We start from the raw sequence: 22721 nt of genomic DNA, 5'->3' as shown, positions 1-22721 counted from the left end.
CTGGCTTAAAAATAGATTCTAAATAATAGGTATTTCAATGAATATTTCCATACCACAGGAGCAGCAACACTTTAAGCAGTTGCAACAACTTTGTCCTCTGCAATGTTCGATTGCATTTTGTTTAAATCAGTTACGTGACGCGCAGATTCAATTTTTAAATTTAGGCAATTTCATTATTTGCCCAGAATATAACTGTTTGATTATTTTTAAGTATAAAATTCTCATTCGTATAGATAGATTCACCAACAAGCAACAAAGTTGATTTGCAGATTGTAAATGATGACGTAAAATTTAAAACATAAATAAACTTTGAGAATGATCATGACTGTACAACGTTTGCACGTAGAAAAACGCTTTTCTGAAATCGCAATTTCGGGAAATTTAGTTCACTTGGCGGGTCAATTGGCTACGGATTTAAGTTTGGATATCAAAGGGCAAACTCAACAAACCTTAGATATCATTGATCGTTTTCTTGCAGATGCGGGCACAGATAAAAAGCATATTATGTCTGTGATGATTTTTTTAAAAGACATCGAAAATGATTATGCAGGAATGAACGAAATCTGGGATGCATGGTGTTCAGATATGCAAGCTCTGCCGAGAACTTGTGTGGAAGCAAAGCTTTATCGACCTGATGTTTTAGTTGAAATGACGGTTGTTGCGGTCAAACCAGAATAAGCTCAATACTAAATTTTGAATGAACTAAAAAATGCATGTTTAAACATGCATTTTTTGCTTAGCTATATGCGCGATTTGAGTACAGATCAAACTTCCCCAGTACATGTTCCTCCAACGTTTGCGAATGGCTCATTTCTGAAAATTCTGTTAAAAAATCTTCTCGCAAATCCTGATATTCTGGAATTCCCATATAGCGAATCACGCGATAACCTGCCGACTGTAACAAAGCATCTTCATAGGTATTTTGATTCGAACGCTTAATCGCATTGATATCATCTAAAGCAATCACAGCTAAAACTTTATAATCTTTGTCCAGCACAACAAAGTCTGCAAACATTTGCTGATACTTACGACGTGTATGTAAATATTTTGTCGTTAATAAGGCATCAAAAGATACATGAGCCAAGATATTGGCTTCAGGTAAAATTTCTTTTAAACGCGTAAACGTAATTTGTTCATGTGAGTTAAATACTGCTCTTCTTCGTAAAGCACTATCTGCTTGTTGCTTATTTTTCAATCCTTTATAAGCAGCGGCAATCACGACAGCAAGTAATATCAAACTCGCAACGATTATCATGTCCATTTTTCATTTCCTAATTCTTTATTATAATTTGGTCTACGACCAGTTCTTGTGTATCAAAGATACTATTTTTAATCAGTTCAATTTTGTAATATGCCAGACGCATTCTCATATTTGCTTTTTCAAAATAATCAAATAAATCACATTTTTAACTTATTTATTGAACTATTATTTGTTTTATTCACTTAGTATTTCAACCAAATGAATTGAATTACACCTCATATATATCGCGTATTGAATGCGAATACAACTGAATTTAATGAATCTTGAGTACTATTGTAGGACAAGGATATTCGAGAATTGTGTGTTTTTAGTACACTAAAGTTTTCAACAGTTTACAAAGACTTATCCACAGTTGCGTATTTTTATTATTCAATTGCTGATTTAAGAAAGGATGCTTAGGCATCCTTGTATTTTATTAAACAACTTTTTCTACAATGACATCATGCCCTGTGATTTGCTTTAAGCGATAGACTAAATCATTTAATAGAAATTTTTGGAAGTCATACGGAATGTGATCTGGAAATACGGCTTGCATTAGGTCATCATTTTCAAAATACCAAAGGGTATACCCGTACAAATTTGAAATATACTTACTATACTCATGCTCATCTTGTGTAATTATTGCATCATCTAAAGGAATATAAAGCCATCTATATGCTTTATAATTAGGTAAATAACCTAAATGATTTATTATTTTCTGTTTACTTTGCTCAAACTCTTCCGCTGTAATGTTTTCCTCATCCCATAAGAGTTGATGGCATTCAAAGAATGGAAAGCCATAATAATGTTCAGATTTTAATGTCCAGTGATCAAATATCGTTTGTTTAGGAAGAGACCATTCTAAAGTTCGAATATTTAGCCGCCATGTATATAGATTTCTTAAATACTTTTTATTTTTAATCACATGGCCGTTACTGAATTCAAGCTCATGTTGATTTATCACCTTCATTTCATGATGATGTAACCAAGATGGAATGTTTCCAAAACACTCTAATTTTTCTATCTCTAATGTATTTAGATTCAATCTTAAAACTTGTGTACTATCTTCTTTTCTATTTTCTGGATAACCTAAATTTCCAATAAGGAAGATAGAGTGAGTTACTTGATCATAATATGCTGTATGAAAATCTGTAGGGGGAAATTGTTCAATAGGATAATGCCATAATTGTATTTCTCCATTCATTTTTTGAATCATGACATCGTTATAAATCTTGAAATCGGGATCATAATAATCTTCATATTCACCAGCAATACTTACTTTCGTTCCATCAGGTAACTCAGTAACTGATTGCCCCATTCTCAATAAAAATGTCCAAATTGGCTGTTTGATTGTATAGCCCATTTCTTGCAAGTGACATCTGATTTGATAAGGTGAAAAATCTTCACGCATACGCCACTGAAAAATATCTCCAGAATTCATCTGTGGTGAAAGTGGGTAACAATTATTTGTTAATTTATCAACTTCAATTTGAGTGAATTGACGAGTAATCTTATTTTTGAACATTTTTAAAAAATTAAGGACATAAACGTCCTTGAAAGGAATCTTCACTATATCTTTTGTCTAAATTTAAATCAATAAAAAAGGATACTTACGCATCCTTTCTTACCACATCAAATAGAACCTAAGCTCTACTTTTTGACTTAGACTTTGCTTTGCCATTTCCAGAAAATGGTTTTTTATCACCTGTTTCGCGCGGCGGTAAACCTGTATGTTGTGTCAATATTTGACCACGTTCAGGACGCTTTTTGGTATTGGAAGGGCGCGATTGAGTTTTCGCCTGTGAATTACGGCTATCCCCAGTACGCTTTTGCGAATCACCGTCTACAGTCGAGTTTTTCTTACGCGCAGATTGGTATTGCCCTTCTGTTCCTTGCGGTTGATATGTTGGAATCAGATGGTGCTTAGAGTTACCAATCAAATCTACCCGGCCCATTTCACGTAATGCATCACGTAGTAATGGCCAGTTGTTTGGATCATGGTAACGCAAGAAGGCTTTGTGTAAACGACGACGCTTTTCACCTTTTACAATATCCACACTTTCGGTATAACGAGCCACTTTGGCCAACGGGTTTTTCCCCGTGTGATACATCGTGGTCGCTGTCGCCATTGGTGATGGATAAAAGGTTTGCACCTGATCGGCACGGAAACCATTTTTCTTAAGCCAGATCGCAAGATTCATCATGTCATAATCCGTTGTTCCCGGATGTGCAGCAATAAAGTACGGGATTAAATACTGTTCTTTACCTGCTTCCTTACTAAAACGATCAAACATCTGTTTAAAGCGATCATAGGTCCCGATTCCCGGTTTCATCATCTTCGACAATGGACCTTTCTCGGTATGTTCTGGTGCAATTTTTAAATAACCGCCAACATGGTGTTGAACCAGTTCTTTGACATATTCAGGGTTCAATACCGCAAGGTCATAACGTAAGCCTGAACCAATCAAAATCTTTTTGATGCCTTTAAGCGAACGTGCTTTGCGATAAAGTTGAGTAAGTGGTGCATGGTCAGTATGTAAATTTTGACATACACCTGGATACACACATGAAGGTTTACGACAGTTCTTTTCAATCTCAGGATCTTTACACTGCAAGCGATACATGTTTGCAGTTGGACCACCTAAATCTGAGATGATGCCTGTAAAACCTGGGGCTGTATCACGAATTTTTTCTACTTCACGTAAAATTGATTCTTCTGAACGGTTTTGAATAATACGACCTTCATGTTCGGTAATCGAACAGAATGTACAACCACCAAAACAACCACGCATAATGTTTACAGAGAATTTGATCATATCAAATGCAGGGAAACGCGCTTCACCATAAGCTGGATGTGGTAGACGCGCATAAGGCAAGTCAAACACATAATCCATTTCTTCGGTGGTCAATGGAATCGGCGGTGCATTCAACCATACATCACGTTCACCATGCTTTTGTACCAATGCACGAGCATTCCCGGGATTGGTTTCAAGATGCAAGATGCGGTTGGTATGTGCATAAAGTACAGGATCCGTTGCCACTTCTTCAAAAGCAGGCAAACGAATCACAGCCAATTCACGCGGCGGTAATTTATGTTTAATTGCTTTAGATGTCGGCAGTAAACGTACAATCTGGGTATTCTCATCCAGTTGATCACCTTCACGAACAATAGGATTTGCCACCAATTCTTTTTGGAAATTTTGATATTGGGTTAAAGAATTTCCTTTGCCTTGTTCAATTTCACAACCATCTAAATCTTCAGTCATTACATATGGATTGATGATTGGGTCAACACGACCAATCGCATCAACATCATTCGATGCAATTTCAACAAACTTGGCTTTAGAAACACGATTAATTTTATTGACGATGAATGCAGTACCACGAACATCGGTGATTTCATGAATTTTTTCGCCTTTGGCAAGACGATGCATGACTTCAACAACAGACCGTTCACCATTGCCATACATCAATAAATCCGCTTTTGAATCCATCAGCACTGAACGACGAACTTTGTCTGACCAGTAATCATAATGTGCAATACGGCGTAATGATGCTTCGATACCGCCCAATAATACGGGTACATCAGGAAATGCTTCACGGCAACGCTGACAATATACAGTTGCTGCACGGTCAGGACGTTTATTGGGTAGATTATCTGGTGAATATGCATCATCAGAACGGATTTTACGGTCAGCCGTATAGCGGTTGATCATAGAATCCATATTACCCGCGGTCACACCCCATGCAATATTCGGTTTGCCTAATACTTTAAATGCTTCGGCAGAAGTCCAATCTGGTTGTGCAATAATCCCGACACGAAAACCCTGTGCTTCAAGCGTTCGGCCAATAATTCCTGAACAGAACGATGGATGATCGATATAAGCGTCACCACATACCAGAATAAAGTCACAACTATCCCAACCGAGTTGATCCATCTCCTCACGTGACATTGGCAAAAATGGTGCTGGTTCAAAGCACGATGCCCAATATTTGTCATAATCAAACAACGCAGTAGGCGCTGTCTGAGCAGTATAAGCGGTCGACATGGTGAGTTTCTCGATTGGCAGTTGGCGATCGGGAGAGATCTAAAATGAAAGTTGATCATTTTACCATGAATTTTACTCATGTTGTTTGATTAAAAAGTAAACATTTCTTCTTATCTTCTATTTAGTCTGTTATTGATAGCTTTTTAAGATGTTAAAGATATTCGTCATCCGTTATAAAAGGAAAATTTCCCCATCAGGATGCATTGTTTAAAAGCGCAGAGAAATTGAATAGAAAAGCTTATTTAACGCTATTTAGATGCAGCCGCTCATACTTTTACCTGATCTTTATGCTGTGTTTGATTTAATTTTAAAGCCACCAAGAGCCCGATACAAAGTACACAGGTCATCGTAACTGTTAGGCCAAACCATCCATATTTTTCCCAGACTAAACCACTACTGCTGCCCAAGAAACTTGAACCAAGATAATAACAAAATAGATAAAGCGAAGAGCCGACTGCACGATATTGTAAGGATTGTACTGATACCCAACTGCTTGATGTGGAATGTGCGGCAAAAAATGAGAAAGTAAAAATCAATAGGCCAATCAAGATCACCCATAATGATGGAATCAGCATCATCCATAACCCCAGAATCATGCTTGAGAACATCACAATCAGTACCTTACCTCGTCCAAATTGACGACTCCAACTGGCTGCACGAGGTGAACTATAAATGCCAGATAAATAGGCAATCGAGATTAAACCAATCCATGTTTGTGACAATTCAAAAGGTTTTTCTAACAGATGATAACTCATGTAATTAAACACGGTCACAAAGCATCCCATCAGAATAAAACCTTCGACAAACAATAGTCTCAGCTTTGGGTCAGAAAGATTTTTCTTAAAGGATTCGATAAAACGTGTGAATTGAATGGGATAAGATTTAAAGTGTTTAGAGGCAGGTAAGGCTATGTAAAATGTAATCGCGATCAATAAATTAAGTAGACCAATAATCATCGTCGCAGTTTGCCAAGAGATATAATCCAGCAATACCCCTGCAATCAAACGCCCGCCCATTCCCCCTATTGCTGTCCCTGAAATATACAGTCCCATGGCAAAACCAACATCTTTTTGTGCAATTTCTTCACCGATATAGGTCATTGCAACAGAAGCGACACCACTAACGGCCAAGCCAATCATCATGCGTGTTGCAAGAAATATTTCCCAATACGGTAAAAACGAACTTAGCAATAATAAGCTTGCGGTGGAAAATAAAGAAATGGCCATGATCTGCTTACGACCATAACGATCTGAAATCAGTCCTGCAAAAAGAAGCCCTAAGGCTAAGGCAATGGTGGAAAATGAAAGCGGGAAACTGCTATGGGTTGGCGTAACATGAAAAAAACTTGCCAAAAACGGCATCATCGGCTGAACACAGTACAACGATGAAAATACAGCAAAGCCAGCTAAAAACAATGAAAGTAAAATTGCGATAAAAGGCCGAGTGCCATACTCAATATAAGCTGTAGATTCAGGTGCTTCAGACATAATTATTCCTCATGTCCGTTCAGTATACGCCTATTTTTAACTCTTGATAAAAGCTAAAGTTTTATTGCAGACAATACCCTGATGATTCAAGTCAGTTATGGATTTTAAATGTTTGATTTCGAATAAAATTAGACGAGAAAACGCAGAAATCAGAAAATAAAAAAGAGTGTATTTTTAATACACTCTTCTCGTAATTTTTCAATATATTGAAGTTAAATTTAACCAGCAAGAATCTTAAACTTTTCGTTCTTCAATATTTAGTGCATTGATTGCGAGTACCGCTTGAGTACGGTTCTGTACACCTAATTTACGGAAAATTGCCGTCACATGCGCTTTAATGGTCGCTTCCGAAACATCAAGTTCATAAGCAATTTGCTTATTCAATAAACCTTCTGCAACCATCATCAATACACGGAACTGTTGTGGTGTTAACGATTGAATACGTTCAGCTAAAGCTGTTTCATCTGCGGCACGCGGGTCAAAATTCATATTCGCTGCGGGTAAGTTTGGCGGTAACCAAATATCACCATCCAGCACTTGGCGAATTGCTTCCCCAATATGGCTTGGATGCGCAGATTTAGGAATATAGCCCATTGCGCCATGTGCAATTGCACGTTGAATAATGGACGCATCTTCGTGAGCAGAAACCACAATAATAGGAAGTGCAGGATACTGTGCACGAACATGTACCAATGCAGAGAAACCCGATGCGCCTGGCAGATTTAAATCCAACAAGACGAGATCTGGTTCTGGACCATTTTCCAAACGCTCATAAAATTCATTAACAGCCGCAGTTTCACTAATTTGAGCCTGTGGCAAACTATAACGAACCGCCTGAATTAACGCATGGCGAAACAGTGGATGATCATCAACGATTAAAATATTCATAAGCGAAGCGAGAGATCTCTAGCGCAGTTATTTCATTCTAACCGCACTATTGCTATTTAGGATACGTAAATATTAACGAATTTTTGAATAATTTGTCGGCTTTAATTAAAATTCCCTACAATCTTTAGGTCATTTATCGAAATTAAGATTTAAATATCACTTTTAAATATAAAATAAACAGTTAAAAATGAATTACTTATTCATTTTAAGAATATTATTTAACTTCAAATACTTAAAAGACGAAATCGTGCATTATTCAAAGGCTTTCTGGTTTATCTTAAAAACAGATAACCAATCTGTTTTTCATTATTTTACAGCGCTTCGTCAAATATAGATTAATGAATGGCATTCCGAGATTCAATTTATTAGGTTGCCAACATGTCTATTTATACTCAACAAAAACCATTAAATATTGTTGCTGTTTCAGGGGGATTAAATAACCCTTCAAAAACCGAAAGTTTAGTGCAAGCGATTTTAGATGAGCTGGGTCAGGCAACACCGATTCATGTTCATTTTATTAAATTCAGTGAAATAGGCCATTTGTTAGGGGGCGCAATTTATCGCAACCAACTGCCACAACGTGTTCAAGATGACTTAGCTGCCGTAGAAGCAGCAGATGCGCTCATCGTGGGAACACCTGTTTATCGTGCATCATTTACTGGTTTATTTAAACATTTCTTTGATTTTGTTGAACAAACAGCGCTAGTCGATGTTCCTGTATTGCTTGCTGCATCGGGTGGTAGTGACCGTCATGCTTTAGTTCTAGAGCATCAGTTACGTCCATTATTTAGCTTCTTTCAAGCGCAAACGCTGCCTATTGGTGTCTATGCAACAGATCGTGATTTTACGCCTGAGTACACCATTAAAAGTGAACACATCCAAGACCGTATCACTTTAGCTGTTGCACGTGCATTGCCAATTTTAGAATGGGCGCCTGCAAAAGGTCAGCGAGCAGAAGTGGTCAAAGCCAAAACGGAACAAGCCAATCAAAATTTAGGCATCAACAAACAGATTGAGCAAGATGATGTGCTTCCTTCCGCGGCGATACCAGACTTGGATGCGGCAGAGTCTCGTCTACATGCAAAATCCAAAACACCACAATCACAGGTTGCTTAAACGCAACCTTGTTATGAATAAATCATAAAAAATTGAGGGTTATGATATGTCACAGTTTTCATCGAATAATGGTCAAGCAATTCGATTTGCCTATTGGGTTCCCAATGTCAGTGGCGGCTTAGTGGTCAGTAATATTGAACAACGTACAGACTGGAGCTATGACTACAATGTCCGTTTGGCACAAGCTGCCGAAAAAAGTGGTTTTGAATATGCCCTCACCCAAATTCGTTTTACCGCAGGGTATGGCGCTGAAAATCAACATGAATCTGTGAGTTTTAGTCATGCACTTTTAGCCAAAACTGAAAAATTAAAAGTAATTGCAGCAATTCTTCCAGGACCTTGGAAACCGGTTTTAGCCGCAAAACAGTTGGCGACCATTGATTATCTGACCAATGGGCGTATTGCGATTAATGTCGTAAGTGGCTGGTTCCGTGGCGAGTTTGATGCCATTGGTGAGCCATGGCCTGAACATGATGAACGCTATGTTCGTTCTGAAGAATTTATTCGTACTTTAAAAGGTATTTGGACGACAGATAATTATAGTTTTGATGGTAAATATTATCAGTTTAAAGACTACACTTTAAAACCAAAGCCTTTGCAAAAACCCCATATTGAAGTATTCCAAGGGGGAAGTTCACGTGCTGCACGTGACATGGCTTCGCGTGTTTCGGATTGGTACTTTACCAATGGCAATACACCTGAGGAGCTAAAGAAACAAATCGATGATATTCGTGAAAAAGCCAAGCTAAATAACCACTCAGTCAAAATCGGGGTCAATGCTTTTATCATTGCTCGCGACACTGAAGAAGAAGCAAAAGCGGTTCTACAAGAGATTATTGACCAAGCTAATGTTGAAGCAGTCAATGCCTTTGGCGATGCAACCCGTGAAGCGGGCGCAGCATCTAAAGAAGGTGAAGGTAACTGGGCAAAATCAACCTTTGAAGACTTGGTGCAATATAATGATGGCTTTAAAACCAATCTGATTGGTACACCGCAACAAATTGCTGAACGTATTGTTGAACTCAAAAATGTAGGCGTAGATCTGGTGTTATCTGGCTTTTTACATTTCATCGAAGAAGTTGAATATTTCGGTGAAAAGGTCTTGCCTTTGGTTCGTCAAATTGAAGAAGCGCAAAAAGATCAAATTACTGCAAAATCAGCTTAAAGCCTATCTCTTCATCGATGGTGCTGTGAAAACAACAATAAATAACTAAAACAGCTTTGCAGCTTTCCCTCTTGACTCGGCTTGAGGGATTTTTTTTAGAATAAATAAAAAGCATTTATAAAAAATAGAATCGTATAAATCAGTACAATTATCCTTATATAAATTAGCCAACTTTTGTTTTATTGAATCATTGAGTGTATTTGTTCTATACATATACTCAACAACCGCAATCTTGGAAAATATTTCTTTCAACTTTAAAATACGCCCTTTTTGTAGCATAGATGGAAAAAGTGGGTATGGTAGTTTTAAATAAAACAAAAACGATATTTTGCGTCCTCATCGGTAGTATGAGCTTGACGACTTATGTAAATGCCAACGAGATACCTGCAACGTCTATAAAGGTTGAAACTGCGATGAATACTGCATTTCAGCCATTAATGAAAACTTATGCAGTGCCCGGTATGGCAATAGGTGTTTTGTATAACGGAAAAAGTTATGAAAAATACTACGGCGTACAATCACTTGCGAATGCGAAAGCCGTAAATAAAAATACCCTTTTTGAATTAGGCTCAGTCAGTAAGATATTTACTGCAACAGCAGGTACTTATGCACAAAATTTAGGCAAAATTTCTCTTCAAGACCATCCTGGCAAATATATACCTGCATTAAAAAACTCAGACATTAATCAAGTCACACTCTTAGAATTGGCCACCTACACCAGTGGTAATCTTCCATTACAATTTCCTGATCAAATAAAAATAGATGCGCAAACACTTAAATATTTTCAAGATTGGAAAGTCAAAAACCCGATTGGTCAATTTCGACAATACTCTAATCCAAGCATAGGGCTGTTCGGTGAAGCGACCGCTAAAGCCATGAACATGCCTTTTAGTGCTTTATTAGAACAAGTGATCTTCCCCAAACTAGAACTCCAACATACTTATGTCCAAGTTCCTAAAGCACAACAAGGCAACTATGCTTTTGGTTATGATCAAAATAATCACCCGCTTCGGGTCACTGCTGGCGCTTTTGATGCGCAAGCCTATGGGGTGAAATCTAGCCTACCTGACATGCTACATTTTTTAAATTTAAACTTAAATCCAGATCAAGCCAAAGCAGCGATTAAACCTGCAATTCTAGCAACACATACGGGTTACTTTAAAATGGGTGGTATGACCCAAGCCCTTGGCTGGGAATCGTTCAGCTACCCAGCTACATTAAACACACTATTAGAAAGCAATTCTGATCGGGTTGTGATGCAATCTAACCCTGTTGAAAAAACCCTCGTGAAGACTGGTTCAAGAGTCTTTCATAAAACTGGCTCTACCAATGGTTTTGGGACATATGTTATTTATATTCCACAAGAGAACTTTGGCTTGGTGATGTTAATGAATAAAAAAATTCCCAATGCTGAGCGAATTAAGGCAGCGTATGAAGTGCTCAATAGCTTAAAGCAAAAATCCAATCCTTGATGCTGAAACACGTCAGATCGGGCTAGGCTTTAGCTTTGTGCATTGTTAGATCATTCATGTTGTATCTATTACAAGGCAACATAATTGTCGCTGTTGGTAGGGGGGTATAAGACCTACCCCTTATCCAACACAGATTTTTTTCAATCTAAGATAGGCAATACCAACTGCTAAAGCGCTAGGAATGAACGTCTATAAAATGTCATCGGTCAGCTTAGGTTCAAGAATAAAAACTTGGATCGGGCACTTTTCCAGTCAATACCCATTCCCCTACTTCCTGATACTTATAATCAATCGGATCATGCAAGGTCTGAGTACGGACATTTCGCCAAAAACGATCTAAATTTAATTTGGCTGTTGTCGCTCTGGCACCCATCACTTGGAAAATATTCTGCGTTATAAACAGCGAGCTATTGGTTGCAGCAATTTTTGCAGTCGCAATAGCAATTGAGACTTCACCACGTTGTTCTGCTGTTAATTGCTCACCAATATTCCAAGCCGCTTGCAATGCTGCAATGGCTTTATCGGCAAGTAAACGTACACTTTCAAGCTGTACATAAAACTCAGCAAAATGCTTCTGGGTAAATGGATCATTCACCGCATTTTCAGCCAAAGACGTTGACCATGCTTTCTGACTTTGTATCGTTTGTCTCGCAAGGTCAAAGGCACCTTCAGCAACGCCTAGAAACAGATGCACAAAAATCAATTGTGCGATCAAAGGTCGTAAACTGGAGTAAGGTGTACTTAATGGTCCTGGATTTAACAATAACTCATCTTTGTGAATTTTGACCTGTTCAAAATGACTGGTTCCACTGTCCGTTTGACGCTGCCCCATATTATTCCAATCGCCTAAAAAACTGACCCCTTCTCGACGTGTTGGGATCACAGCTATCAGTAATTTTCCAGCATCATTAAAGCCCGAACAAAGCAGTATGTCTGAATCTATTGATCCTGAGCAAAACCTTTTATCACCATGAAAAATAAAGTCGTTCTCAGTGAGTTGTTGTACCTTCGTGCGCTGATCTAAAGGGTTTAAAGTATTGCCCCAAAACAAGTTATTGCGGGCGGTGTGTTCAAACCATGACGAATATTGTTCAGGCTGAGCAAATAACTGCACAGTGGCGATTAGTAAATGATGAAAGCCATATACATGTGCTAAGGAACTATCGACTTGTGCAATATTTTGAATGGTCTGGAAAATTGTTTTCCAGTTTGCTCCTTGCCCGCCATATTGTTGTGGAATAGACAGTCCCAATAAGCCACTTTGCCGAATCAAATCCCGTTCCAGCTTCGGATTACCACCTGCTTTATCACGCTCAGCAGCAGTCTGCGCAAATTGTTCTGCCAATTGCTTTGCCGTTGCTAAAGCAGAAAGGTTTAACGCCTGTTGAGGTGCATTCATCATATTTACTCTTATTCCCAGTGCCTTGAGCTTATCAAATCAAGTAAGATTTCCTTATCTCAATGCCTGCATTACTTATTCTGTGGTTTGAAAATCAATAACAAAAAATACCGCTAGAATTTCTCTAACGGTATTCAACCTTTGGCTAGCAAAATCAAAAGGCTTCAATCACTAAGAATTGGCTTTAACCTCTGTAATCAACTGATCTACCACACCTGGATCAGCCAAAGTAGAAGTGTCACCTAAACTATCTAGCTCATTGGCAGCAATTTTTCTTAAAATGCGTCGCATGATTTTTCCAGAACGGGTTTTTGGCAAAGCAGGTGCCCAATAAATTGCATCAGGTGTTGCCACAGGTCCCAGCACTTTACGTACCCAACTGACCAATTCTTTACGTAATTCTTCAGTTTCAGCTTCACCCGCCTGCAAGGTCACATAAGCCGCTATGCCTTGCCCTTTAATCTCATGTGGCATACCAACAACTGCAGATTCAGCGACTTTTGCATGCGCAACCAAGGCACTTTCAATTTCAGCAGTGCCCAAACGGTGGCCCGAAACATTCAAGACATCATCTACACGGCCTGTAATCCAGTAATAACCATCTTTATCACGGCGCGCACCATCACCAGTAAAATAACTGCCCGGATAGGTCGAGAAATACGCTTCAATAAATCGCTCAGGATCGCCCCAAATGGTCCGCATTTGCCCCGGCCAAGAATTCTTAATAATCAAATTGCCTTCTGCTTCACCTTCAAGTTCTTGACCCTCAGCATCAACCAATGCTGGTTGTACGCCAAACAATGGACGAGTGGCCGAACCCGGTTTAAGTGGGGTTGCACCCGGCAGTGGAGAAATTAAAATACCGCCTGTTTCAGTTTGCCACCATGTATCCACAATTGGACAACGGCTTTCACCAACAACGGTATAGTACCAATTCCATGCTTCTGGATTAATCGGCTCACCCACGGTACCCAATAGACGTAAACTGCTACGGTCACTTTCACGCACAAAAGCATCACCCTCACGCATCATGGCGCGGATCGCTGTTGGTGCAGTATAGAGAATGGTAATGTTATGCTTATCTACAATATGCCCTGTGCGTGCCCATGTTGGATATTGTGGGATACCTTCGGACATGACGGTGGTTGTACCATTGGATAATGGTCCATAAAGCACATAAGAATGCCCCGTAATCCAACCCACATCTGCGGTACACCAGAACACATCATCTTGTTTAATATCAAAAACTTCACGGAAAGTTGAATTGACATAAGTTAAATAACCACCCGTAGTATGTAACACTCCTTTAGGCTTTCCTGTTGATCCAGACGTATATAAAATAAATAAAGGATCTTCGGCATTCATCGGTTCTGGCGGACAGATATCTGTGACCGTCATAATTTCCATGTGATACCACAGGTCACGCCCCTCCTGCATTGTTATTGGATGGCCTGTTCGATGCACCACAATCATTTTTTCAACGGAAGTTGTTCCATCCAGCGCCAATGCTGCATCTACATTCTCTTTTAAAGGAATCGTTTTACCACCACGCATACCTTGGTCAGCGGTAATCACCAATTTAGCTTGACTGTCGTCTATCCGACTTGCCAATGAGTCTGGAGAGAACCCACCAAATACCACACAATGCACCGCCCCTATTCGGGTACAGGCCAACATGGCAATCGCCGCTTCAGGGATCATCGGCATATACAAAATGACTCGATCACCTTTCCCGATTCCATTTTTCTTTAAGACATTGGCAAAACGACACACTTCATCATGCAGCTCTTCAAAAGAAATGATTTTATGGCGAGATGGATGATCCCCCTCCCAAATAATTGCAGGTTTCAGTGGGTGTTCTTTTAAATGACGATCTAAACAGTTGGCACTGACATTCAGTTGCCCATCTGCAAACCATTCAATTTTAAAATTATCTTTGTCGTAGCTGGTATTTTTTACTTGAGTAAATGGCTTAATCCAGTCCAATTTCTTTGCAGCTTCTGCCCAAAACTCATCTGGATGCTCGACTGACTGTTGATAACGATCAAAGTATTCTTGTTCATTGGTCCTTGCTGTTTTAACAAATTGTTCTGGAACTGGATAGACTTCATTCATATTCTGCTTCCTTGATTTGCCACCTCATCACGAGATGTATGCCTACGTTCTTGATTTTATTTGCTGCATGTGTTCAGTATTACGATAGCGCATTTCGGTTAACAATTGTGCTTTGGTCGTAGACACGGGGGTCACTTTAACCATCGGAAAATCTTAAGTCATTTGCCAAAATATTCGAATTTTCAATATCTATGGAGTTTTTTTGATCTTATAATTTGTAGTCAGAAGTGCATATGGTTTTTTTCAGAAAAAAACATTTCCTTACCGAACTCATTCAGCTGGACGCGATCATCATGCAAATACAAGAATCGTCGACTTTTTTTTCAAAGCATCAAGTATCACCAGTAGATTATCCCCTTTCCACTCAAGGCCGCTTTAATCGTTTGAGTTATATTGCTTGGTTTGGATTTTTACATCTCATTTTTACCATTGCATTGCTTGCCCTCGGTCTAGTCTTTGGCATTGTGAATTTAAATTCACTGCAATTCAGTCAAAATGCGATAAATTCACTTTCAGGATTAGGACAGTTCACTTACCTCGCACTCAGCTGTCTTTATTTATATGGAATGATGGTTGTGATTATTCGCAGGCTGCATGATCATAATAAATCTGGTTGGTTTATTCTGTTATTGCTGATTCCCATTGTGCAATTCTTGATGCTGCTGTATTTACTCCTTGCACGTGGTTGTAATCGTGCCAATCGTTTTGGTCACCCACGCCCATCGACTTTTATTGAAAAATTAATGGCTTGGCTGATGCTAATAAGCTTTATTATCAGCTTAGTTAGCTCTATAAGTGTGGTGTCATTTATGCTGGGGACTGGAGAAATTGAAAATCCAACAACAATCATTGAAAAAGGGACTAAATATTTTTAAAGATAATTGGGGTCTGTTGACAATTCGTCTATGTTTGCGACTACGTGTGTTTTTTAGGCGATACTAGGCGCGAAATACGAAATTTAGTTATTCTAAATGAGTAGTTCGTAACAACGTAACGGCAAAAAACACGCTAGTCCCGAAGGGTTGTGGCTAAAATTATCTCAGCCTTCGTTATGAAACTCGAAAATAGTCTCGCTATTCTCTTCGTTTCATGCCTTGCCTGCTCAATTTTAACCTACAACGCAAGCCATTTATCAGCCTTCGTTATGAAACTCGAAAATAGTCTCGCTATTCTCTTCGTTTCATGCCTTGCCTGCTCAATTTTAACCTACAACGCAAGCCATTTATGAAATGCCTACAGCCCCCATTCCTTGATGATGCCTTAACATGAGTTGAATATTGATTCACAAATATTATTTTTATTTGTTCGTCATAAGAAAAACTGTAATCAAAGCTTAACTTCTTTGAAATTTCAGGCAAAATATGCCAATTATTTTATTGGACATGATTGTGGCTGAAGAAGCAAATGCATTGAGTACCGTTGCGCAAGACACGACTCAATTGATCCATTCTGCAGGCGAAAAAACTGCACAAACAGTGATTCAACATACTGAAAAATATAAAGATGCATACTCAACCATCGACAAGTTTGTTGATGGTTTTTGGGAGCGTATGCCATATTTATGTATTGCGCTGATCGTCATCACTATTTTCTGGTTGTTGTCTAAGCTTTTTAAATTCTTTGTCCGTAGAACACTCGAAAACCGTACTTATACTCGCCAAAATTTAGTTCTGGTACTGAATCGTGTCGGCAGTACCGCAATTATCTTTTTTGGTTTCTTAATTGCCATGGTTATCGCAATTCCAGGCTTTACTCCTGCTCAACTGATGAGTGCTTTGGGGATTGGTTCGGTCGCGATTGGTTTTGCATTTAAAGATATTTTCCAAAATCTACTTTCTGGAATTTTGATTCTTTTGGGTGAACCGTTCAAGATTGGTGATGACATCATTGTCAACAATATGGAAGGTACTGTCGAAGATATTCAAATTCGTGCAACTTTTTTACGTTCCCCTGATGGACGACGTATCGTGATTCCAAACGCAACTGTGTATACCAGTGCCGTGACGGTAAATACCGCTTACCAACGCCGTCGTTGTGAGTTTGTGGTTGGGATTGGTTATGAAGATGATGTACAGAAAGCCAAAGACATTATTCTTAAATTGCTTGATAAAGATCAACGTATTTTAAGCCAGCCGGGCTTTACTGTGAATGTTTCTGCTTTGGCGGATTTCTCTGTCAATTTAACCGTTCGTTGGTGGGTAGATACCACGCAAGTGGTTACTGCGGCTTCGATCAGTGAAATTCAAGAACGTGTGCTTGAAGCCTTTGCGGATAATAATATTTCGATTCCTTATCCTGTTCAGGAAGTCAAAGTCTACCGCGGTGATCCATCAGCGGATGACATCGAATCAGCTCGTGCTAAATAAGCGCCCCAATACATAAGGGATCGCGGTTTCAGTACGCAAAATACGGTTGCCTAAGCTCACTGCTTGGCAGCCGTTTTTTATCAGTAAATCCACCTCATAAGGTATAAAACCCCCTTCAGGTCCAATGATCACAGTACATGAATGATCGATAGCAAATGGCATTTTCTGTTCAGTATACGGATGCGCCACATAAGCAGGATTTTGTGGCGTAATGAAGCTAGGTAAGACATCTTCAACAAAAGGCTTAAAGCGTTTGTATAGTTCAATTTGGGGAGCGATCGTATCCCCCGCCTGCTCTAATCCCAAGGTGATGTAATGATCAATTTGCTGTAAAAAAGGGCTTTGCCAATAACTCTTATCGACCCGATAACTATGAATCAAAATTAATTTTTCGACCCCCAGTGTCACCGCATCCATAATTAAGCGGCGTAACACTTTGGGACGAGGTAATGCCACAATTAAAGTTACGGGTAATTTTGCAGGAACAGGCTCTTCTTGAATCGGTCGAAGTAAAATCGTATGTTCAGAAATATCAACAATTTCAGTTAAATAACGACTGGCACCTCGGACACCAACCTTAAGCGTATCTCCGACTTTAGCGGCAAGATGCGTATGCAAATGTTCAACTTGCCTTTTTGAACTGATTGTCCAAGTTTCAGCTTGTGTTTGACGAGGATCAAGAAGGACGATGTTCATAAAAAATTCTGGTTCGTTTTACTTTTAGCTGATGGTGTTTATTCATCAACAATGTATAAATTATAAATACTGATCAATCACTGCAATATGTTTGTATAAAGAACCCTGATTACGCTTTAAAACATCAATCGCATGCTGGCTTAATTGCTGGGCAAAAGCTTGATCTTCCAAACAGCGCACCAATAACTGAACCACCTCATCAACAGTTTGCCCCACTTTTAAGGCATCTGCCTGTAAGAACTCATCCACAATGGCTTGAAAATTAAAATAATGCGGTCCAATCACGGTGGGTACATCTAAAACCATAGGTTCTAAAATATTATGTCCACCACCAGGTTCATTTAACGACCCACCAACAAAACATGCCTGACTCAATGCATACCACAGCCACATTTCACCCATACTGTCTGCCAAATAGACTTGGGTATTCGACTCGATTGCTTGCTCTAAGCTACGACGCTGTGTTGTTAAATTTAAACTTTGTGCGGCAGCAAAAACCTCATCAAAACGTTCAGGATGGCGCGGGACAACGATTAACAACCAATCTGGATATTGTTCTAAATAGGTTTTAAATGCGAGAAATAATTTTTCTTCTTCAGGTGCGTGTGTACTGGCGATGGTGATGATTTTTCGATTTGCTAAGTTCCAGTCCTGCTGCAACTGTTGTGCTTTATGGATAAATTGTTCAGGTGCAGAAATATCAAATTTAATACTTCCAAGTACTTGTGTTTTATTTTGTGGTATACCTAGATCAATAAAGCGTTGCTGCGTTGCAACATCTTGCGCCAATAACTGATCTAATTTCTGTAGCATTGGACGGGTTAGGCTTGGAACTTTGGCATAGCCTTTGGCAGATTTTTCTGAAAGCCGTGCATTCACTAAAATACAAGGCACTTTAAACTGTTGAGCTAGGTCAATAAGATTTGGCCATAGTTCAGTTTCAACCAAAATCAGTAATTTGGGTTGGCATTTCTGATAAAAATCAGCAACTAAATAGCGCTGATCGGCAGGCAAATATACCGCTTGAAATAATGCTTGATAAGGTGCTTTTAAGAATAACGATTTGGCACGTGCTTGACCTGTTTTTGTCGTATTGGTGACTAAAACAGCATGACCTGCTTTTAAATAATGTTCGATTAAAGGCTGAGCAGCATTGGTTTCTCCGACTGAAACACAATGAAACCAAATGGCATGCTGATTCTTTACATCTTGAAAGGGGCCAAATCGCTCAAGACGTTCTTGTTGGTATTCTGCGCTATCTTTCGCACGTTTTTTGATACGCCATTGATACAAAGGCTTAACGATTTTAAGTGCTGTGTTATACCAAAAAGGAGTAGCCAAACAGAATGTCTCAATATAGATGAATGGGCAAATATAACAGAGCCATATTCAGTTGTTAATGAATAATATTTAACGATTTGTTGTCAGCAAGGTAGTCGACCGCATGCTAGAGCAAATCTGATTCATCAACCAGCAACAACACTAGCAAAACTTGGCTTTGCAGGGATGAAAAAATGCTTATTGGTTAAGAGGTAGTGTTGTACGCCTTAACCAATAGCGATATCCATGCCATGTACAATAGATATACCTTGTAAGAGTCAACGATGCAAAAAGAAAACTGGTTAAATTTATCTGAGTTGTGGATGTGAATGGGTATTCCATTCACATCCAGAGAAAATACAGTCTTTGTTTTATCCCAAAGCAGGATAATCAATATAGCCTTCCGCAGTTTGTGAACCAATCATATTTTCAAACACCAATTCATTCAAAGGTGCGTCTTGAATCAGACGTTCATACAAATCAGGATTGGCAATATAAGCTTTACCGAAAGACACCGCATCTGCTTGACCTGATGCCAAGAGTTTGATGGCATCTTCACGACTTAAACGCATATTGGCAATATATGGCACACCGTTTGAACGTCGCTTCATATATTCGCTGATACTGTCATTGGCTAAATATTCACGTGTAAAGAAGAACGCAATTTTACGTTTACCTAATTGTTCCAAGACATAACCAAAGGTTTCACGTGGATCAGCATCCCCCATATCATGCTCATCACCGCGAGGCGCTAAATGTATGCCCACTCGGCCTGCACCCCATACTTCAATTAAAGCATCCATCACTTCAAGTAAAAGACGCGCACGGTTTTCAACAGAACCACCATATTCATCTTCACGGTGATTGGTTGAACTTTGTAAGAACTGATCAATCAGGTAGCCGTTGGCAGCATGTAATTCAACGCCATCAAAACCAGCCGCCTTGGCTTTAATTGCAGCTTGTTTAAACTGTTCGGTGATGTTATGAATTTCAGAGATTTCCAAAGGTCGTGGCACAACATAGTCACGTTTTGGACGTAATAAGCTGACTTGTCCTGCTTGTTGTATTGCACTTGCAGATACAGGCGTTTCCCCATCGAGTAAATCTGGATGTGAGACACGTCCCACATGCCATAACTGCGCCACAATCAAACCACCTTGGTCATGAACCGCTTGGGTTACAGACTTCCAGCCCTCAACTTGCGCATCGGTAAATAGCCCTGGTGTATTTAAATAACCATTGGCTTGTTCTGAAATCACTGTTGCTTCAGAAATGATTAAACCTGCACTGGCACGCTGTGCATAGTGCTCAGCCATGATTGCCGTGGGTACTCGATCAGCGGTAGCACGGCTACGGGTTAAAGGCGCCATCACGACACGATTTTTTAAATGTAAATCGCCAAGTACAAGGGGAGAGTTAAGTTCAGCCATATTTGCCTCATCACTCGCTTTCTGATTGAAATCAGGCGTTAAAGCGAGTTTTGTAGATAATCAATATATTGCTGAATTAAAGCTTCATTACGCGAGAAATATGACCATTGACCATATTTCTCGGCCTGAATTAATCCTGACTGTTGCAAAACAGACAAATGATTTGACATCGTAGATTGAGAGACATTACCGAGCTTCTCGATATTCCCTGCACACACACCACGACCAAAGCCACCGCACTGCTCTTCCGACAAATATTGTTGTGGCTTCTTGAGCCATTCCAAAATCTGTCGGCGAGTCGGATTCGCTAATGCTTTAGAAATTAAATCAATATCCATCTTAGACACATTCAATTCAGAGCAAAGCTCCATTCAGCATCTTTGCATCCAATATATCGCATTTTTTCGATTTTAATATCGATTTTTTTAGATATATTGCAAAAATACAGATAAAGCTTTGCTTTTGTTAAAAATTTAAATTAAAGACCTTGTTTTAAGCTGGCTTCAATAAATTTATCTAGATCGCCATCCAATACTGCACCCGTGTTCGAGTTCTCAACACCAGTACGCAAATCTTTAATACGAGAGTCATCCAGTACATATGAACGAATCTGACTGCCCCAGCCAATATCCGATTTTGAATCTTCAAGTGCTTGAGCAGCTTCATTACGTTTACTCATTTCCAGTTCGTACAATTTTGCACGTAACTGTTTCCAAGCATGATCACGGTTTGCATGTTGTGAACGCTGGTTCTGGCATGCCACCACAATCCCAGTTGGTGCGTGAGTCAAACGTACTGCTGAGTCGGTTTTGTTAATATGCTGACCGCCTGCACCAGATGCACGATATGTATCTGTACGCACATCAGCAGGATTAATATCGATCTCAATATTATCGTCCACTTCAGGTGATACAAATACTGCCGAGAATGAGGTATGACGGCGATTACCTGAGTCAAATGGTGACTTACGCACTAAACGGTGTACACCAGATTCAGTACGTAACCAACCATAAGCATACTCGCCTTCAACACGGATTGTTGCAGATTTAATCCCTGCAACATCACCATCTGATTCTTCCATCAATTCTGCTTTAAAGCCATGACGTTCGATCCAACGCATATACATACGTAACAGCATTGAAGCCCAATCTTGTGCTTCTGTACCGCCGGAACCAGCTTGAATTTCCACATAACATGGATTTGGGTCCATTGGATTACTAAACATACGACGGAATTCAAGTTTTGCTAACTCTTCTTCCGCTGCAGTTAATTCAGACTGAACATCTGCCAATAAGCTTTCATCATCTGCTTCAACAGCAAGATCAAGCATGGCTTGTGCATCATCAAGCTGTGTCGCCAAGCCTTCTAAAACGTTGATCACGTTTTCAAGCTCGCCTTTTTCTTTTGCCATCGCCTGAGCACGGCTTTGATCATTCCAGATCGCTGGATCTTCTAACTCGCGGAGAACCTCTTCTAAACGCTCTTTCTTTAGATCGTAGTCAAAGATACCCCCGTAGTGTTAGACCACGGTCATTTAAGTCTTTTAGCTGAACTAGATAAGGATTAATTTCCACGAGTTTTAATCTCACATTTGACGTCTTTTAATTCGCACGCATTCTACCACAGAGTGGAAAAAGTTGAGATATGGCATTTTATAGATCAATCTACAGCTCAAAAATGCTGTAACAAGAGAAGTAAGATGAATTGCTTTTTTGCAATCAGAAAGATCGTCTTATCGTAGTCAAAGCTTGTGTGTATAAATTCTACAATTGAGCATTTGCTTAAGAGCATTTTAATTTCTGAATGCTTTTTTATTACAAATTATGTCCAGCCCTTACTCAAAGCGTACCAATATCCACACTATCTACACAATTTTAATAAAACAACACATAAGTTTTATACATTTATTTTCAATAACTTAAATAAGAATTGTTACATAAACTCACCAATATTACATTCCGGTTACCATAGCGTGGTT

Annotated in this window: 19 protein-coding genes; 7 read left to right on the top strand and 12 right to left on the bottom strand. The window is 39.3% G+C overall.

The annotated features are described in order from the left end of the window. The first annotated feature begins 37 nt into the window (after positions 1 to 37). Both ASC84_RS21790 and ASC84_RS21785 read left to right on the top strand, forming a co-directional pair. Complete coding sequence (locus ASC84_RS21790; RefSeq protein WP_004723455.1) at positions 38 to 262, top strand: hypothetical protein; 225 nt, start codon at positions 38 to 40, stop codon at positions 260 to 262. A 59-nt stretch (positions 263 to 321) separates the two neighbouring features. Then, on the top strand, positions 322 to 678 hold the full coding sequence (locus ASC84_RS21785; RefSeq protein WP_056518324.1) for a RidA family protein: 357 nt from the start codon (positions 322 to 324) through the stop codon (positions 676 to 678). A 58-nt stretch (positions 679 to 736) separates the two neighbouring features. Here the strand turns inward: ASC84_RS21785 and ASC84_RS21780 are convergent, their stop codons facing one another. The 5 genes from ASC84_RS21780 to ASC84_RS21760 all read right to left on the bottom strand — a co-directional run bounded on the left by ASC84_RS21780 (position 737) and on the right by ASC84_RS21760 (position 7664). Then, entirely contained in the window at positions 737 to 1261 is a 525-nt protein-coding gene (locus ASC84_RS21780) for a DUF2726 domain-containing protein (protein WP_056518323.1), read from the bottom strand. A 415-nt stretch (positions 1262 to 1676) separates the two neighbouring features. Then, a complete protein-coding gene (locus ASC84_RS21775; protein ID WP_155860373.1) occupies positions 1677 to 2810 on the bottom strand; it encodes a hypothetical protein in 1134 nt (377 codons plus the stop codon). 73 nt (positions 2811 to 2883) lie between these two features. Next, entirely contained in the window at positions 2884 to 5289 is a 2406-nt protein-coding gene (locus tag ASC84_RS21770; RefSeq protein WP_056518319.1) for a YgiQ family radical SAM protein, read from the bottom strand. Between the two features lie 266 nt (positions 5290 to 5555). Next, positions 5556 to 6776, bottom strand: coding sequence for an MFS transporter (locus ASC84_RS21765; RefSeq protein WP_056518317.1), 1221 nt, complete (start codon positions 6774 to 6776; stop codon positions 5556 to 5558). Between the two features lie 234 nt (positions 6777 to 7010). Then, positions 7011 to 7664: a response regulator transcription factor gene (locus tag ASC84_RS21760; protein WP_004823671.1), complete on the bottom strand. Its 654-nt coding sequence runs from the start codon at positions 7662 to 7664 to the stop codon at positions 7011 to 7013. A gap of 378 nt (positions 7665 to 8042) precedes the next feature. On the opposite strand from ASC84_RS21760, the gene msuE reads away from it, so the two are divergent. The 3 genes from msuE to ampC all read left to right on the top strand — a co-directional run bounded on the left by msuE (position 8043) and on the right by ampC (position 11417). Next, positions 8043 to 8780, top strand: a complete 738-nt coding sequence (msuE, locus tag ASC84_RS21755; protein WP_004723461.1) for an FMN reductase — start codon at positions 8043 to 8045, stop codon at positions 8778 to 8780. Between the two features lie 46 nt (positions 8781 to 8826). Then, complete coding sequence (gene sfnG, locus ASC84_RS21750) at positions 8827 to 9945, top strand: dimethylsulfone monooxygenase SfnG (RefSeq protein WP_034614949.1); 1119 nt, start codon at positions 8827 to 8829, stop codon at positions 9943 to 9945. Between the two features lie 296 nt (positions 9946 to 10241). Beyond that, positions 10242 to 11417 (top strand): class C beta-lactamase, encoded by a 1176-nt coding sequence (gene ampC, locus ASC84_RS21740; protein WP_056518395.1) that lies wholly within the window; start codon positions 10242 to 10244, stop codon positions 11415 to 11417. Positions 11418 to 11634: 217 nt separating this feature from the next. Here the strand turns inward: ampC and ASC84_RS21735 are convergent, their stop codons facing one another. Together ASC84_RS21735 and acs are read right to left on the bottom strand one after the other, a co-directional pair. Next, positions 11635 to 12819, bottom strand: a complete 1185-nt coding sequence (locus ASC84_RS21735; protein ID WP_155860372.1) for an acyl-CoA dehydrogenase family protein — start codon at positions 12817 to 12819, stop codon at positions 11635 to 11637. A gap of 168 nt (positions 12820 to 12987) precedes the next feature. Continuing rightward, positions 12988 to 14931 carry an acetate--CoA ligase gene (gene acs, locus ASC84_RS21730; protein WP_056518312.1) on the bottom strand — a complete coding sequence of 648 codons (1944 nt, stop codon included), beginning with the start codon at positions 14929 to 14931 and terminating at the stop codon, positions 12988 to 12990. A 293-nt stretch (positions 14932 to 15224) separates the two neighbouring features. Here acs and ASC84_RS21725 point away from each other — a divergent pair, with 293 nt between their 5' ends. Together ASC84_RS21725 and ASC84_RS21720 are read left to right on the top strand one after the other, a co-directional pair. Beyond that, a complete protein-coding gene (locus tag ASC84_RS21725; protein ID WP_056518394.1) occupies positions 15225 to 15806 on the top strand; it encodes a DUF805 domain-containing protein in 582 nt (193 codons plus the stop codon). Between the two features lie 513 nt (positions 15807 to 16319). Continuing rightward, positions 16320 to 17297 carry a mechanosensitive ion channel family protein gene (locus ASC84_RS21720; RefSeq protein WP_034614990.1) on the top strand — a complete coding sequence of 326 codons (978 nt, stop codon included), beginning with the start codon at positions 16320 to 16322 and terminating at the stop codon, positions 17295 to 17297. On the opposite strand, the gene ASC84_RS21715 is transcribed toward ASC84_RS21720, so the two are convergent. From ASC84_RS21715 to prfB, 5 genes are all read right to left on the bottom strand, one after another. Next, positions 17280 to 17993, bottom strand: a complete 714-nt coding sequence (locus ASC84_RS21715; RefSeq protein ID WP_056518309.1) for a 16S rRNA (uracil(1498)-N(3))-methyltransferase — start codon at positions 17991 to 17993, stop codon at positions 17280 to 17282. The genes ASC84_RS21720 and ASC84_RS21715 overlap by 18 nt on opposite strands. Before the next feature lie 60 nt (positions 17994 to 18053). Beyond that, positions 18054 to 19334 (bottom strand): 3-deoxy-D-manno-octulosonic acid transferase, encoded by a 1281-nt coding sequence (locus tag ASC84_RS21710; RefSeq protein WP_056518308.1) that lies wholly within the window; start codon positions 19332 to 19334, stop codon positions 18054 to 18056. A gap of 350 nt (positions 19335 to 19684) precedes the next feature. Then, positions 19685 to 20743, bottom strand: a complete 1059-nt coding sequence (locus tag ASC84_RS21705) for an alkene reductase (RefSeq protein ID WP_056518306.1) — start codon at positions 20741 to 20743, stop codon at positions 19685 to 19687. 38 nt (positions 20744 to 20781) lie between these two features. Next, on the bottom strand, positions 20782 to 21081 hold the full coding sequence (locus ASC84_RS21700) for a helix-turn-helix transcriptional regulator (RefSeq protein WP_034614967.1): 300 nt from the start codon (positions 21079 to 21081) through the stop codon (positions 20782 to 20784). A 140-nt stretch (positions 21082 to 21221) separates the two neighbouring features. Next, positions 21222 to 22317 (bottom strand): peptide chain release factor 2 gene (gene prfB, locus ASC84_RS21695; RefSeq protein ID WP_096735380.1). Its coding sequence is split into 2 segments (ribosomal slippage): positions 21222 to 22244 and positions 22246 to 22317, totalling 1095 coding nucleotides; the frame shifts between segments, so codons are not numbered across the junction. Positions 22318 to 22721 lie beyond the last annotated feature (404 nt).

Origin of the sequence: Acinetobacter sp. Root1280, assembly GCF_001425285.1 — a bacterium.
In the GTDB taxonomy this organism is placed as follows: Bacteria; Pseudomonadota; Gammaproteobacteria; order Pseudomonadales; family Moraxellaceae; genus Acinetobacter; species Acinetobacter guillouiae.
Note: the sequence above shows the minus strand (reverse complement) of the source record. Positions and strands in the feature narration are given on the sequence as shown.